The organism is Streptococcus sp. 3705 (assembly GCF_013277145.1).
Lineage (GTDB): Bacteria > Bacillota > Bacilli > Lactobacillales > Streptococcaceae > Streptococcus.
The window spans coordinates 38,246-52,787 of record NZ_VMMJ01000012.1; the positions used below are offsets into that span (position 1 = coordinate 38,246).

Annotated in this window: 15 protein-coding genes; 14 read left to right on the forward strand and 1 reads right to left on the reverse strand. The window is 40.7% G+C overall.

Going from position 1 to position 14,542, the window contains the following annotated elements:
• Positions 1-188 precede the first annotated feature (188 nt).
• The 4 genes from gla to HT714_RS03715 all read left to right on the forward strand — a co-directional run bounded on the left by gla (position 189) and on the right by HT714_RS03715 (position 3,745).
• Positions 189-1,058, forward strand: coding sequence for an aquaglyceroporin Gla (gla, locus tag HT714_RS03700; RefSeq protein WP_173226487.1), 870 nt, complete (start codon positions 189-191; stop codon positions 1,056-1,058).
• A gap of 124 nt (positions 1,059-1,182) precedes the next feature.
• Positions 1,183-1,908 carry a CppA N-terminal domain-containing protein gene (locus HT714_RS03705; RefSeq protein ID WP_173226489.1) on the forward strand — a complete coding sequence of 242 codons (726 nt, stop codon included), beginning with the start codon at positions 1,183-1,185 and terminating at the stop codon, positions 1,906-1,908.
• Positions 1,905-2,840: a serine hydrolase domain-containing protein gene (locus tag HT714_RS03710; protein WP_173226491.1), complete on the forward strand. Its 936-nt coding sequence runs from the start codon at positions 1,905-1,907 to the stop codon at positions 2,838-2,840. Before HT714_RS03705 ends, HT714_RS03710 begins: the two co-directional genes overlap by 4 nt.
• 8 nt (positions 2,841-2,848) lie before the next feature.
• Complete coding sequence (locus tag HT714_RS03715; RefSeq protein WP_173226493.1) at positions 2,849-3,745, forward strand: DMT family transporter; 897 nt, start codon at positions 2,849-2,851, stop codon at positions 3,743-3,745.
• A gap of 148 nt (positions 3,746-3,893) precedes the next feature.
• On the opposite strand, the gene HT714_RS03720 is transcribed toward HT714_RS03715, so the two are convergent.
• Positions 3,894-4,592 (reverse strand): GntR family transcriptional regulator, encoded by a 699-nt coding sequence (locus HT714_RS03720; protein ID WP_057487639.1) that lies wholly within the window; start codon positions 4,590-4,592, stop codon positions 3,894-3,896.
• Positions 4,593-4,732: 140 nt separating this feature from the next.
• Between HT714_RS03720 and guaA the strand changes: the two genes are divergently transcribed.
• From guaA to HT714_RS03770, 10 genes are all read left to right on the forward strand, one after another.
• Positions 4,733-6,295 (forward strand): glutamine-hydrolyzing GMP synthase, encoded by a 1,563-nt coding sequence (gene guaA / locus HT714_RS03725; protein WP_173226495.1) that lies wholly within the window; start codon positions 4,733-4,735, stop codon positions 6,293-6,295.
• A 242-nt stretch (positions 6,296-6,537) separates the two neighbouring features.
• Positions 6,538-7,824, forward strand: coding sequence for a U32 family peptidase (locus tag HT714_RS03730; RefSeq protein WP_173226497.1), 1,287 nt, complete (start codon positions 6,538-6,540; stop codon positions 7,822-7,824).
• A gap of 261 nt (positions 7,825-8,085) precedes the next feature.
• Positions 8,086-8,286 carry a F0F1 ATP synthase subunit C gene (locus HT714_RS03735; RefSeq protein WP_001054562.1) on the forward strand — a complete coding sequence of 67 codons (201 nt, stop codon included), beginning with the start codon at positions 8,086-8,088 and terminating at the stop codon, positions 8,284-8,286.
• Positions 8,287-8,320: 34 nt separating this feature from the next.
• Positions 8,321-9,037 carry a F0F1 ATP synthase subunit A gene (gene atpB / locus HT714_RS03740; protein WP_000392851.1) on the forward strand — a complete coding sequence of 239 codons (717 nt, stop codon included), beginning with the start codon at positions 8,321-8,323 and terminating at the stop codon, positions 9,035-9,037.
• 13 nt (positions 9,038-9,050) lie between these two features.
• Positions 9,051-9,545 carry a F0F1 ATP synthase subunit B gene (gene atpF / locus HT714_RS03745; RefSeq protein WP_112444247.1) on the forward strand — a complete coding sequence of 165 codons (495 nt, stop codon included), beginning with the start codon at positions 9,051-9,053 and terminating at the stop codon, positions 9,543-9,545.
• On the forward strand, positions 9,545-10,081 hold the full coding sequence (locus HT714_RS03750) for a F0F1 ATP synthase subunit delta (RefSeq protein ID WP_173226499.1): 537 nt from the start codon (positions 9,545-9,547) through the stop codon (positions 10,079-10,081). The genes atpF and HT714_RS03750 overlap by 1 nt, the downstream gene beginning before the upstream one ends.
• A 14-nt stretch (positions 10,082-10,095) precedes the next feature.
• Positions 10,096-11,601, forward strand: a complete 1,506-nt coding sequence (gene atpA, locus HT714_RS03755) for a F0F1 ATP synthase subunit alpha (protein WP_023942963.1) — start codon at positions 10,096-10,098, stop codon at positions 11,599-11,601.
• A 15-nt stretch (positions 11,602-11,616) separates the two neighbouring features.
• Positions 11,617-12,495 carry a F0F1 ATP synthase subunit gamma gene (locus HT714_RS03760; RefSeq protein WP_000301222.1) on the forward strand — a complete coding sequence of 293 codons (879 nt, stop codon included), beginning with the start codon at positions 11,617-11,619 and terminating at the stop codon, positions 12,493-12,495.
• Between the two features lie 85 nt (positions 12,496-12,580).
• The gene (gene atpD, locus HT714_RS03765) at positions 12,581-13,987 is read left to right on the forward strand and encodes a F0F1 ATP synthase subunit beta (protein ID WP_000094360.1); all 1,407 of its coding nucleotides are present in this window, start codon (positions 12,581-12,583) and stop codon (positions 13,985-13,987) included.
• A 10-nt stretch (positions 13,988-13,997) separates the two neighbouring features.
• On the forward strand, positions 13,998-14,417 hold the full coding sequence (locus HT714_RS03770; protein WP_000068050.1) for a F0F1 ATP synthase subunit epsilon: 420 nt from the start codon (positions 13,998-14,000) through the stop codon (positions 14,415-14,417).
• Positions 14,418-14,542 lie beyond the last annotated feature (125 nt).

A 14,542-nucleotide genomic window follows, 5' to 3' on the forward strand; every position in this document is an offset into this window, starting at 1 on the left:
ATCTACAACCTCAAAACGGTGTTTTGAGTAGCCTGCGGCTAACTTCCTAGTTTGCTCTTTGATTTTCATTGAGTATTACAATAAATAAAATCGCTTTTTTATATAATCTTTTGGGAAAGTAGTTGCTAAAAGATATAAAAATTGATAGAATAAGAATTATCTAAAAAATTTTAAGGAGAATCTAGCAAATGGATTTCACATGGGCACTGAAGTATGCCACTGAATTTTTGGGAACTGCCATTTTGATCATTCTTGGGAATGGTGCAGTTGCCAACGTTGAACTTAAAGGTACGAAAGGTCACCAAAGTGGCTGGATCGTCATCGCTGTTGGTTATGGTATGGGGGTTATGATCCCAGCCTTAATGTTTGGTAACGTATCTGGGAACCACATCAACCCTGCCTTCACTCTAGGACTTGCAGTTAGCGGTCTTTTCCCTTGGGCACAAGTGGTACCTTACATTATCGCGCAAGTATTGGGGGCTATCTTTGGTCAAGCCTTAGTTGTGGCAACACACCGTCCATTCTACTTGAAAACTGAAAACCCAAATAACATCTTGGGAACTTTCTCAACTATTTCAAGTATTGACCATGGTACAAAAGAAAGTCGCTATGCAGCAACTGTCAATGGTTTGATTAACGAGTTTGTTGGTTCATTTGTTTTGTTCTTTGCAGCTCTTGGTTTGACTAAAAACTTCTTTGGTGCTGAAGTGCTTCAATACATGAAACAAATGGCAACACAAGCAGGACAAACAGTTGATTTTTCTGACTTGGCTATTAAAGCACAGGTTGCTCCACACACTGCTTCAGGACTTTCAGTAGCTCACTTGGCACTTGGTTTCCTTGTTATGGCTTTGGTAACATCACTTGGTGGACCTACAGGACCTGCCTTGAACCCAGCCCGTGACTTGGGACCACGTCTCCTTCATGCTTTCCTTCCAAAATCAGTTCTTGGTGAGCACAAAGGTGATTCAAAATGGTGGTATTCTTGGGTACCGGTAGTAGCACCTATCGCAGCAGCAATTGCGGCAGTAGCTATCTTCAAATTCCTTTACCTATAAGAAATTGAAACCGAGGAAAGCCTCGGTTTTTTAGATGAAATTTTTATGAAAAATCGGTAAATTTGAGCATAATATCTTGTAAAAAATTCTAAAATCCTTTAAAATAAAAGAGTTGGAGGAATTTATGAATGTAAATCAGATTGTACGGATTATTCCTACTTTAAAAGTTAATAATAGAAAATTAAATGAAACATTTTATATCGAAACCCTCGGCATGAAGGCCTTGTTAGAAGAGTCAGCCTTTTTGTCATTAGGGGATCAAACGGGTCTTGAAAAGCTGGTTTTAGAAGAAGCTCCAAGTATGCGTACTCGTAAGGTAGAGGGAAGAAAAAAACTAGCTAGATTGGTTGTCAAGGTGGAAAATTCCATGGAAATCGAAGGACTCTTATCTAAAATAGATTCGATTCATCGATTATATAAAGGTCAAAATGGCTATGCTTTTGAAATTTTCTCTCCAGAAGATGATTTGATTTTGATTCATGCGGAAGATGATAGAGCTAGTCTAGTAGAAGTAGAAGAAAAGCCTGAATTTCAAACAGATTTGGAATCAAGTTCTTTGAGTAAATTTGATATTTCTATGGAATTACATCTCCCAACTGATATCGAAAGTTTCTTGGAATCATCTGAAATTGGGGCATCCCTTGATTTTATCCCAGCTCAGGGGCAAGATTTGACTGTGGACAATACAGTTACTTGGGACTTGTCTATGCTCAAGTTTCTGGTCAATGAACTAGATATAGCAAGTCTTAGCCAGAAGTTTGAGTCTACCGAATATTTTATTCCTAAGTCTGAAAAATTCTTCCTTGGAAAAGATCGAAATAATGTTGAATTGTGGTTTGAAGAAGTATGAAGTGGACCAAGATTATTAAAAAAATAGAAGAACAAATCGAGGCAGGGATTTATCCCGGAGCCTCTTTTGCGTATTTTAAGGACAATCAATGGACGGAGTGCTATTTAGGACAGAGTGACCCAGAGCATGGCTTGCAGACAGATGCAGGACTAGTTTATGACCTAGCCAGTGTCAGCAAGGTTGTTGGGGTTGGTACAGTTTTTACCTTTTTGTGGGAAAAAGGTCAATTAGATATTGATAGGCCTGTAACAGATTTTTTAGCTGAGAGTGATTATCCAGACATCACTATTCGCCAGCTCTTGACTCATGCTACAGATCTTGATCCTTTTATTCCCAATCGTGATCTTTTAACAGCCTCAGAATTAAAGGAAGCCATGTTTCATCTCAACAGACGAAGTCAGCCTGCCTTTCTTTATTCGGATGTTCATTTTTTGCTTTTAGGTTTTATTTTGGAAAGAATCTTTAATCAAGATTTGGATGTGATTTTACAGGAGCAAGTTTTTAAACCTTGGGGAATGACGGAAACCCAATTTGGTCCTGTTGAGTTTGCTGTTCCAACAGTCAGAGGTGTAGAGGCAGGTCTGGTACATGATCCCAAGGCTCGCCTTTTGGGCAGACACGCTGGTAGTGCCGGTTTATTTTCGACAGTAAAGGATTTACAAATCTTTTTAGAACACTATTTAGCAGATGATTTTGCAAGAAATTTGAGTCAAAATTTTTCTCCTTTGGATGACAAGGAACGTTCTTTAGCATGGAATTTGGAAGGAGATTGGCTAGACCATACGGGCTATACAGGTACCTTTATCATGTGGAATCGTCAGAAGCAAGAAGCGGTCATTTTCCTATCGAATCGTACCTATGAAAAGGATGAGAGGGCTCAATGGATTGTAGACCGCAATCAAGTGATGGACTTGATTCGCAAAGAAGAGTAAGGAGAGACATGTCAAATAGTTTAAAAGGGACTCTATTAACAGTTGTGGCTGGGATTGCTTGGGGCTTGTCAGGAACGAGTGGCCAATACCTGATGGCACACGGAATTTCGGCTCTGGTTTTGACCAACTTGCGTCTTTTAATCGCTGGTGGAATTCTCATGCTCTTGGCTTATGCTACTGCAAAGGATAAAATGCTGGCCTTTTTAAAGGATAGAAAGAGCTTGCTGTCTCTTCTTATTTTTGCTCTGATTGGTCTCTTCCTCAACCAATTCGCCTATCTAACTGCTATTCAGGAAACCAATGCAGGAACTGCGACGGTGCTTCAGTACGTTTGTCCTGTCGGGATTTTGATTTATAGCTGTATCAAGGATAAGGTGGCGCCGACACTAGGAGAGATTGTTTCTATCATATTAGCTATCGGAGGAACCTTCCTGATCGCAACTCATGGGCAGTTGGACCAGTTATCTATGACACCTGCAGGTCTGTTCTGGGGTCTCTTTTCTGCTCTGACTTACGCACTTTATATCATTTTGCCCATAGCCTTGATTAAGAAGTGGGGGAGCAGTTTGGTCATTGGTGTGGGAATGGTCATAGCAGGTTTGGTCGCCCTTCCTTTTACAGGAGTTCTACAGACTGCTATCCCAACAAGTCTTGATTTTCTCCTTGCTTTTGCAGGTATTATCCTTATCGGGACTGTCTTTGCCTATACAGCCTTTCTAAAAGGAGCCAGTCTGATTGGGCCGGTTAAGTCAAGTTTGTTGGCTTCAATTGAACCAATCTCGGCGGTTTTCTTTGCTTTCCTAATTATGAATGAACAATTTTATCCTATTGATTTTCTTGGTATGGCAATGATTTTAATTGCAGTCACTTTGATTTCGTTGAAAGATTTATTGTTAGAGAAATAAAAAAGACTCTTTGTCCGTGACAGAGAGTTTTTGCGTAGTATTTTATACTAAATGAAAATCAAAGAGCAAAATAGGAAACTAGCCGCAGGCTGTACTTGAGTACGGCAAGGCGACGTTGACACGTTTTGAATTTGATTTTCGAAGAGTATTAATTGTTTTCAAGATAAAATTCAAAACGTTCGCCTACATACTGACTTTTTACGTATTCAAATGCAGTACCATCTTCTAGGTAGGAAACCTGAGTCAGACCAAGAATAGCATGTCCTTTTTCAACTTCCAAATAGTGGGCAATCTTTTCTTTAGCAAGGCGAGCATAAATAGTCTGCTGTGATTTACCGATGCGGTAGCCATGTTTTTGCAAAGTTTGGAAGAAATGACTGGTGATTTCTTCCTTTTTAAAGTCCTTAATGAATTTTTCAGGAATAGAAGCAACCTCATAAACCAGAGGAACTTTGTCGGCATAGCGAACACGTTCCATTCGGATAATGTTTTCGGTTGGAGAAATTCCTAACTTAGCAACTTCTTGCTCATTGGGAATGGTTTTTCTGTAGGAAATGAGCTGGCTAGAGGGAACTTTACCTTGGGACTTAACAATTTCAGTAAAACTGGTTGTCCCTCGCATCTTTTCCTGTACACGTGTACTGGAAACAAAAGTGCCGCTTCCTACACGACGCTCTAAAACACCTTCTTCGACTAATAGAGATACGGCTTGGCGGAGGGTCATGCGGCTGACTGCAAACTGCTCTGCTAAATCTCGTTCACTGGGAAGCCTCTCCCCAATAGCCCAACGATGTTCGTCAATATCCTTTTTAATCTGATCGTGGATTTTCATATAAGCAGGTAGCATATTTTTCTCTTCATTTCTATCTTTTCTCTATTGTACCCCAATAAACTAGAAAAAGTCAAACTTCGCCTTGTTTAGTTGGTAATTAGGTCTTATTTGTGATAGAATATTGGAAAAGATATTTCTTTTGAGAAAGGAAAAAGATGAGTAACATTTCAACTGATTTGAAAGATGTCGAAAAAATCATCGTATTGGACTATGGTAGCCAGTACAACCAGCTGATTTCACGCCGTATCCGTGAGATTGGTGTTTTTTCAGAACTAAAGAGCCATAAAATTTCAGCTGCTGAAGTTCGTGAAATCAATCCTGTAGGAATTATCCTTTCAGGCGGTCCAAACTCTGTATACGAAGATGGTTCATTTGATATTGACCCAGAAATCTTCGAACTTGGAATTCCTATTTTGGGAATCTGTTATGGTATGCAGTTATTGACCCATAAACTTGGAGGAAAAGTTGTTCCTGCAGGTGATGCTGGAAATCGTGAATATGGTCAATCAACTCTTACTCACACACCATCAGCTCTTTTTGAATCAACACCTGATGAACAGACTGTATTGATGAGTCATGGTGATGCTGTAACAGAGATTCCTGCTGATTTCGTTCGTACTGGAACTTCAGCTGACTGTCCATACGCAGCCATTGAAAATCCAGATAAACACATTTACGGTATCCAATTCCACCCAGAAGTTCGTCATTCTGTATACGGTAATGATATCCTTCGTAACTTTGCCCTTAACATCTGTAAGGCTAAAGGCGACTGGACAATGGATAACTTCATTGACATGCAGATTCAAAAAATCCGTGAAACAGTCGGTGACAAACGTGTCCTTCTTGGTCTATCAGGTGGGGTAGACTCATCTGTCGTTGGGGTTCTTCTCCAAAAAGCGATTGGCGATCAATTGATCTGTATCTTCGTAGACCACGGTCTTCTTCGTAAAGGAGAAGCGGACCAAGTTATGGACATGCTTGGTGGTAAGTTTGGTTTGAATATCGTTAAAGCAGACGCTGCTAAACGTTTCCTTGATAAACTTGCTGGCGTTTCTGACCCTGAACAAAAACGTAAAATCATCGGTAACGAGTTTGTCTATGTATTCGATGACGAAGCAAGCAAGCTCAAAGGTGTGAAATTCCTTGCTCAAGGGACCTTATATACAGACGTTATCGAGTCTGGTACAGATACAGCTCAAACTATTAAGTCACACCACAACGTGGGTGGTCTTCCAGAAGACATGCAGTTTGAACTCATCGAACCACTCAACACTCTTTATAAGGACGAAGTTCGTGCCCTAGGTACAGAGCTTGGTATGCCAGACCATATCGTATGGCGCCAACCATTCCCAGGACCAGGACTTGCGATCCGTGTCATGGGTGAAATCACTGAAGAAAAACTAGAAACAGTTCGTGAGTCAGACGCTATTCTTCGTGAGGAAATTGCTAAAGCTGGCCTTGACCGCGATATCTGGCAATACTTCACTGTTAACACAGGAGTTCGTTCAGTTGGTGTTATGGGTGATGGTCGTACATATGACTACACGATTGCAATCCGTGCCATCACCTCTATTGATGGTATGACTGCTGACTTTGCCAAAATTCCTTGGGAAGTCCTTCAAAAAATCTCAGTACGTATCGTAAATGAAGTGGATCATGTGAACCGTATCGTCTATGATATTACAAGTAAACCACCTGCAACAGTTGAGTGGGAGTAGTTAACTAAGGACTAATTTATGTAGTTTAATGAGCCAGTATCTTTGGGTACTGGTTTTTACTTTTCTAGACTTTTTGACTACTTGTTAAAACTGGGTGAATTTTCGACAGTTTATCAGTCATGATGCACAGCTTAAAAGATTAGAATTGTCAAAACAATCCGTCTAGGCTTGATTTTATCCCTTATTTACTATAAAATGAGAAGGAAAAACGTCAAACTTTTATATTGCAAATAGGAGAAAACATGACAAAAACATTAAAACGTCCTGAGGTTTTATCACCTGCAGGGACTTTAGAGAAGCTAAAAGTAGCTGTTCAGTATGGGGCAGATGCTGTCTTTATCGGTGGTCAGGCCTATGGTCTTCGTAGCCGTGCAGGCAACTTTACTTTCGAACAGATGGAAGAAGGCGTGCAGTTTGCGGCTAAGTATGGAGCTAAGGTCTATGTAGCTGCCAATATGGTTATGCACGAAGGAAATGAAGCTGGTGCTGGTGAGTGGTTCCGTAAACTACGTGATATCGGCATTGCAGCAGTTATCGTATCTGACCCAGCCTTGATTATGATTGCAGCGACAGAAGCACCAGGTCTTGAAATCCATCTCTCTACTCAAGCCAGTGCCACTAACTATGAAACTCTTGAGTTCTGGAAAGAACTGGGTTTGACTCGTGTCGTTTTAGCGCGTGAGGTTTCAATGGAAGAATTAGCTGAAATCCGCAAACGTACAGATGTTGAAATTGAAGCCTTTGTCCATGGAGCTATGTGTATTTCATACTCTGGACGTTGTACTCTTTCAAACCATATGAGTATGCGTGATGCTAACCGTGGTGGTTGCTCTCAGTCTTGCCGTTGGAAGTACGACCTTTACGATATGCCATTTGGGAAAGAACGTAAGAGCCTTAAGGGTGAGATTCCAGAAGAATTTTCAATGTCAGCCGTTGATATGTCTATGATTGACCATATCCCAGATATGATTGAAAATGGTGTGGACAGTCTAAAAATCGAAGGACGTATGAAGTCTATTCACTACGTATCAACAGTAACCAACTGCTACAAGGCGGCTGTGGATGCCTATCTTGAAAGTCCTGAAAAGTTTGAAGCTATCAAACAAGACTTGGTGGACGAGATGTGGAAGGTTGCCCAACGTGAATTGGCAACAGGTTTCTACTATGGTACACCATCTGAAAATGAGCAGTTGTTTGGTGCTCGTCGTAAAATTCCTGAGTATAAGTTTGTCGCTGAGGTAGTTTCTTATGATGAGGCGACACAAACAGCAACTATTCGTCAACGGAACGTGATTAACGAAGGCGACCAAGTTGAGTTTTATGGTCCAGGTTTCCGTCATTTTGAAACGTATATCGAAGATTTGCACGATGCCAAAGGAAATAAGATCGATCGCGCTCCAAATCCAATGGAACTCTTGACAATCAAGGTTCCACAACCTGTGCAAGCAGGAGATATGGTTCGAGCTCTTAAAGAGGGGCTTATCAATCTTTATAAGGAAGATGGAACCAGCGTCACAGTTCGTGCTTAATAAACATTAAATAAGAACTACTAACAATAGATTGACCTTAATCCGAGATTCCCCTCTCGGATTTTGTGTTGCTTTCATTAAATTTACAGGTAAGACTTGCTAGCTTCAGTAAATATACACAAGTTTTTCAGAATAGAGTGAAATACGAAAGAAAATGGAAGTAATTTTCATTAAACGCTTCCAATGTGCAAAAAAAGTTGACAAATTTAAATTTTAGGACTACACTAAGTAAGTAAATTTTATTTTAAAGGAGAATTCGTTATGAATTTAACATTTTTAGGCTTATGTATTGCCTGTATGGGCGTATCTGTCGGTGAAGGTTTATTGATGAATGGACTGTTTAAATCAGTAGCACGCCAACCAGATATGCTTTCTGAGTTTCGTAGTTTGATGTTTTTAGGTGTTGCCTTTATTGAAGGAACTTTCTTTGTAACTCTTGTCTTCTCATTTATTATCAAATAAATACATGGAACGAGAAGAAAAGGGAGGATTTTAGATGGAAGAAAGTATTAATCCAATCATCTCTATTGGTCCTGTTATCTTCAATCTGACTATGTTAGCCATGACCTTGTTGATTGTGGGAGTTATTTTTGTCTTTATTTATTGGGCAAGCCGCAATATGACCTTGAAACCCAAAGGAAAGCAAAATGTACTTGAGTATGTCTATGACTTTGTTATTGGATTTACAGAACCTAACATTGGTTCGCGCTACATGAAAGATTACTCACTCTTTTTCCTTTGTTTATTTCTTTTCATGGTGATTGCCAATAACCTTGGCTTAATGACAAAGCTTCAAACGATCGATGGGACTAACTGGTGGAGTTCGCCAACCGCTAATTTACAGTATGACTTAACCTTATCTTTTCTTGTCATTTTGTTGACACATATAGAAAGCGTTCGTCGTCGTGGATTTAAAAAAAGTATAAAATCTTTTATGAGTCCTGTTTTTGTCATACCGATGAATATCTTGGAAGAATTTACAAACTTCTTATCTTTGGCTTTGCGGATTTTTGGGAATATCTTTGCAGGAGAGGTCATGACGAGTTTGTTACTTCTTCTTTCCCACCAAGCTATTTATTGGTATCCAGTAGCCTTTGGAGCTAATTTGGCTTGGACTGCATTTTCTGTCTTTATTTCCTGCATCCAAGCTTATGTCTTTACTCTTTTGACATCTGTGTATTTAGGGAATAAGATTAATATTGAAGAGGAATAGAAAGGAGTAACTGATGCACGTAACAGTAGGTGAATTGATTGGTAATTTTATTTTAATCACTGGCTCTTTTATTCTTTTGCTAGTCTTGATTAAAAAATTTGCATGGTCTAATATTACAGGCATTTTCGAAGAAAGAGCTGAAAAAATTGCTACTGATATTGACAGTGCTGAAGAAGCCCGTCAAAAAGCAGAAGTATTGGCTCAAAAACGCGAAGATGAATTGGCTGGTAGCCGTAAAGAAGCCAAGGCAATCATTGAGAATGCGAAAGCAACAGCTGAGAAAAGTAAGGCTAGTATTTTAGTAGATGCTAAACTAGAAGCAGGACGCTTAAAAGAAAAAGCAAACCAAGAAATTGCTCAAAACAAAGCTGAAGCTTTACAAAGCGTTAAGGGTGAGGTAGCAGATTTGACCATCAGCCTAGCTGGTAAAATCATCTCACAAAACCTTGACGGTCATGCCCATAAAGAACTCATTGATCAGTATATCGATCAGCTAGGAGAAGCTTAATGGACAAGAAAACAGTAAAGGTAATTGAAAAATACAGCATGCCTTTTGTCCAATTGGTACTTGAAAAAGGAGAAGAAGCCCGTATCTTTTCAGACTTGACTCAAATCAAGCAAGTTGCTGAAGAAACAGGTCTGCCTTCTTTTTTAAAACAAGTGGCAGTAGACGAGTCTGACAAGGAAAAAACAATTGCTTTTTTTCAAGACTCTGTGTCACCTTTAATACAAAACTTTATCCAGGTTCTGGCCTACAATCACAGAGCAAATCTTTTTTATGATGTGCTTGTAGATTGCTTGAACCGACTTGAAAAAGAAACAAATCGATTTGAAGTGACGATTACTGCTGCTCATCCTTTAACGGATGAACAAAAGAGTCGTTTGCTCCCTTTGATTGAGAAGAAAATGTCTCTGAAAGTGCGGAGTGTAAAAGAACAAATCGATGAAAGTCTCATTGGTGGTTTTGTCATTTTTGCCAATCACAAGACAATTGATGTGAGTATTAAACAACAACTTAAAGTTGTTAAAGAAAATTTGAAATAGAAAGTGGTGTTCTTTTGGCAATTAACGCACAAGAAATCAGCGCTTTAATTAAGCAACAAATTGAAAATTTCAAACCCAATTTTGATGTGACTGAAACAGGTGTTGTAACCTATATCGGGGATGGTATCGCACGTGCTCATGGCCTTGAAAATGCCATGAGTGGAGAGTTGTTGATTTTTGAAAACGGCTCTTATGGTATGGCTCAAAACTTGGAGTCAACAGACGTTGGTATTATCATCCTAGGTGACTTTACAGATATCCGTGAAGGCGATACAATCCGCCGTACAGGTAAAATCATGGAAGTCCCAGTAGGTGAAAGTCTGATTGGTCGTGTTGTGGATCCGCTTGGTCGTCCAGTTGATGGTCTTGGAGAAATCCACACTGATAAAACTCGTCCAGTAGAAGCGCCAGCTCCTGGTGTTATGCAACGTAAGTCTGTATCAGAACCATTGCAAACTGGTTTGAAAGCTATTGACGCCCTTGTACCGATTGGTCGTGGTCAACGTGAGTTGATTATTGGGGACCGTCAGACAGGGAAAACAACCATTGCGATTGATACAATCTTGAACCAAAAAGGTCAAGATATGATCTGTATCTATGTTGCGATTGGACAAAAAGAATCAACAGTTCGTACGCAAGTAGAAACACTACGTCAGTACGGTGCCTTGGATTACACAATCGTTGTGACAGCCTCTGCTTCACAACCATCTCCATTGCTCTTCCTAGCTCCTTATGCTGGGGTTGCCATGGCGGAAGAATTTATGTACCAAGGGAAACATGTTTTGATTGTTTATGATGATTTATCAAAACAAGCGGTAGCTTATCGTGAACTGTCACTCTTGCTTCGTCGTCCTCCAGGTCGTGAAGCCTTCCCAGGGGATGTTTTCTACCTTCACAGCCGTTTGCTTGAGCGCTCAGCTAAAGTTTCTGATGAACTTGGTGGTGGATCAATTACAGCCCTACCGTTTATCGAGACCCAAGCAGGAGATATCTCAGCCTATATCGCAACCAACGTGATTTCAATCACTGATGGACAAATCTTCCTTGGTGATGGTCTCTTCAATGCAGGTATTCGTCCAGCCATCGATGCGGGTTCATCTGTATCACGTGTAGGTGGTTCTGCGCAAATCAAAGCCATGAAGAAGGTTGCTGGTACACTTCGTATCGACCTTGCTTCATACCGTGAATTGGAAGCCTTCACTAAGTTTGGTTCTGACTTGGACGCAGCAACACAGGCTAAGTTGAACCGCGGTCGTCGTACAGTTGAGGTCTTGAAACAACCTGTTCACAAACCATTACCTGTTGAGAAACAAGTAACCATTCTCTATGCTTTGACACATGGTTTCTTGGATACTGTTCCAGTAGATGATATTGTTCGTTTCGAGGAAGAGTTCCATGCCTTCTTTGATGCTCAACATCCAGAGATTTTGGAAACCATTCGTGATACAAAAGACTTGCCAGAAGAAGCAGTCTTGGATGCTGCGATTACAGAGTTTCTCAATCAATCTAGCTTCCAATAAGAATAGAGGTGTCAGATGGCAGTATCTCTAAATGATATTAAAACAAAAATCGCCTCAACAAAAAATACGAGTCAAATCACTAATGCCATGCAAATGGTATCAGCTGCTAAGCTAGGTCGCTCTGAAGAAGCTGCTCGCAACTTCCAAGTTTACGCTCAGAAAGTTCGCAAACTTTTGACAGATATTCTTCATGGTAATGGAGCTGGTGGCTCAACCAATCCCATGCTGATTAGCCGTCCTGTGAAGAAGACAGGCTATATCGTTATCACTTCAGACCGCGGTTTGGTTGGAGGTTATAATTCCTCTATTCTGAAAGCCGTTATGGAGTTGAAAGAAGAATACCACCCAGACGGTACAGGTTTTGAAATGATCTGTATTGGTGGAATGGGAGCTGATTTCTTTAAGGCTCGTGGTATTCAACCACTTTATGAACTACGTGGCTTGGCAGACCAACCTAGCTTTGATCAAGTTCGTAAGATTATTTCAAAAACTGTTGAAATGTACCAAAATGAACTCTTTGATGAGCTTTATGTTTGCTACAACCACCATGTCAATACGCTAACCAGTCAAATGCGTGTGGAACAAATGCTTCCGATTGTTGACTTGGATCCAAATGAAGCGGATGAAGACTACAGCTTGACTTTTGAATTGGAAACCAGCCGAGAAGAAATTTTGGAGCAGTTGTTGCCTCAATTTGCAGAAAGTATGATTTACGGTGCTATTATCGATGCCAAGACAGCTGAAAATGCTGCAGGTATGACCGCTATGCAAACAGCGACAGATAATGCTAAGAAAGTCATCAATGATTTGACAATTCAGTATAACCGTGCCAGACAGGCGGCGATTACACAAGAAATTACAGAAATCGTAGCAGGTGCTAGTGCCTTAGAATAGGCTTTAGTCCAGCTCGTATGAAAATGAACTTAGGACCTAGTTGAGCTAGGAACCGACAGTATCTTATATAGAATAGGAGAAGGAGATGAGTTCAGGTAAAATTGCTCAGGTTATCGGTCCCGTTGTAGACGTCTTGTTTGCAGCAGGGGAAAAACTTCCTGAGATTAACAATGCACTTGTCGTCTACAAAAATGACGAAAGAAAAACAAAAATCGTCCTTGAAGTAGCCTTAGAGTTGGGAGATGGTATGGTCCGTACTATCGCCATGGAATCAACAGATGGTTTGACTCGTGGAATGGAAGTATTGGACACAGGTCGTCCAATCTCTGTACCAGTAGGTAAAGAAACTTTGGGACGTGTCTTCAACGTTTTGGGAGATACCATTGACTTGGAAGCTCCTTTTACAGAAGATGCAGAGCGTCAGCCAATTCATAAAAAAGCTCCAACTTTTGATGAGTTGTCTACCTCTTCTGAAATCCTTGAAACAGGGATTAAGGTTATCGACCTTCTTGCCCCTTACCTTAAAGGTGGTAAAGTTGGACTCTTCGGTGGTGCCGGAGTTGGTAAAACCGTCTTAATCCAAGAGTTGATTCACAACATTGCCCAAGAACACGGTGGTATTTCAGTATTTACTGGTGTTGGGGAACGTACTCGTGAGGGGAACGACCTTTACTGGGAAATGAAAGAATCAGGCGTTATCGAGAAAACAGCCATGGTATTTGGTCAGATGAATGAGCCACCAGGAGCACGTATGCGTGTTGCCCTTACTGGTTTGACAATCGCTGAATACTTCCGTGATGTAGAAGGCCAAGACGTGCTTCTCTTTATCGATAATATCTTCCGTTTCACTCAGGCTGGTTCAGAAGTATCTGCCCTTTTGGGTCGTATGCCATCAGCCGTTGGTTACCAACCAACACTTGCTACGGAAATGGGTCAATTGCAAGAGCGTATTACATCAACTAAGAAGGGTTCGGTAACCTCTATCCAGGCTATCTATGTGCCAGCGGATGACTATACTGACCCAGCGCCAGCAACAGCCTTCGCTCACTTGGATTCTACTACAAACTTGGAACGTAAGTTGGTACAATTGGGTATCTACCCAGCCGTTGACCCACTTGCTTCAAGTTCACGTGCCTTGGCACCTGAAATCGTTGGAGAAGAGCACTATGCAGTTGCTGCTGAAGTAAAACGTGTCCTTCAACGTTACCATGAATTGCAAGATATTATTGCTATCCTTGGTATGGATGAGCTTTCTGATGAAGAAAAGACCTTGGTTGCTCGTGCCCGTCGTATCCAGTTCTTCTTGTCACAAAACTTCAACGTTGCGGAACAATTTACTGGTCAGCCAGGTTCTTATGTTCCAGTTGCTGAAACGGTACGTGGCTTTAAGGAAATCCTTGATGGTAAATACGACCACTTGCCAGAAGATGCCTTCCGTGGTGTAGGTTCTATCGAAGATGTGATTGCAAAAGCTGAAAAAATGGGATTTTAAGAGGTGATCTATGGCTCAGTTAACTGTCCAGATCGTGACACCAGATGGTCTCGTCTATGATCACCATGCCAGCTATGTATCGGTTCGAACTCTGGATGGTGAGATGGGGATCTTGCCACGACATGAAAATATGATTGCGGTTTTAGCAGTTGATGAAGTAAAGGTGAAACGTATTGATGACAAAGATCACGTGAACTGGATTGCAGTAAACGGTGGCGTTATTGAAATTGCCAATGATATGATTACAATCGTCGCTGACTCTGCAGAACGTGCTCGTGATATCGATATCAGTCGTGCAGAACGTGCCAAACTTCGTGCAGAACGTGCAATTGAAGAAGCACAAGACAAACACTTGATTGACCAAGAACGTCGTGCGAAGATTGCACTGCAACGTGCCATTAACCGTATTAATGTCGGAAATAGACTATAAGAAAAAATGAACTTGGTAACTCAAGTTCATTTTTTATGGTGTTTTATACTCAATAAAAATCAAAAAGCAAACATAGGAAGTTAGCCATAGGTTGCTCAAAACACAGTTTTGAGGTTGCAGATAGA

Coding starts and splice junctions, on each gene's coding strand:
- gla (WP_173226487.1), top strand. CDS start 189: ATGGATTTCACATGGGCACTGAAGTATGCCACTGAATTTTTGGGAACT.
- HT714_RS03705 (WP_173226489.1), top strand. CDS start 1,183: ATGAATGTAAATCAGATTGTACGGATTATTCCTACTTTAAAAGTTAAT.
- HT714_RS03710 (WP_173226491.1), top strand. CDS start 1,905: ATGAAGTGGACCAAGATTATTAAAAAAATAGAAGAACAAATCGAGGCA.
- HT714_RS03715 (WP_173226493.1), top strand. CDS start 2,849: ATGTCAAATAGTTTAAAAGGGACTCTATTAACAGTTGTGGCTGGGATT.
- HT714_RS03720 (WP_057487639.1), bottom strand. CDS start 4,592: ATGCTACCTGCTTATATGAAAATCCACGATCAGATTAAAAAGGATATT.
- guaA (WP_173226495.1), top strand. CDS start 4,733: ATGAGTAACATTTCAACTGATTTGAAAGATGTCGAAAAAATCATCGTA.
- HT714_RS03730 (WP_173226497.1), top strand. CDS start 6,538: ATGACAAAAACATTAAAACGTCCTGAGGTTTTATCACCTGCAGGGACT.
- HT714_RS03735 (WP_001054562.1), top strand. CDS start 8,086: ATGAATTTAACATTTTTAGGCTTATGTATTGCCTGTATGGGCGTATCT.
- atpB (WP_000392851.1), top strand. CDS start 8,321: ATGGAAGAAAGTATTAATCCAATCATCTCTATTGGTCCTGTTATCTTC.
- atpF (WP_112444247.1), top strand. CDS start 9,051: ATGCACGTAACAGTAGGTGAATTGATTGGTAATTTTATTTTAATCACT.
- HT714_RS03750 (WP_173226499.1), top strand. CDS start 9,545: ATGGACAAGAAAACAGTAAAGGTAATTGAAAAATACAGCATGCCTTTT.
- HT714_RS03760 (WP_000301222.1), top strand. CDS start 11,617: ATGGCAGTATCTCTAAATGATATTAAAACAAAAATCGCCTCAACAAAA.
- atpD (WP_000094360.1), top strand. CDS start 12,581: ATGAGTTCAGGTAAAATTGCTCAGGTTATCGGTCCCGTTGTAGACGTC.
- HT714_RS03770 (WP_000068050.1), top strand. CDS start 13,998: ATGGCTCAGTTAACTGTCCAGATCGTGACACCAGATGGTCTCGTCTAT.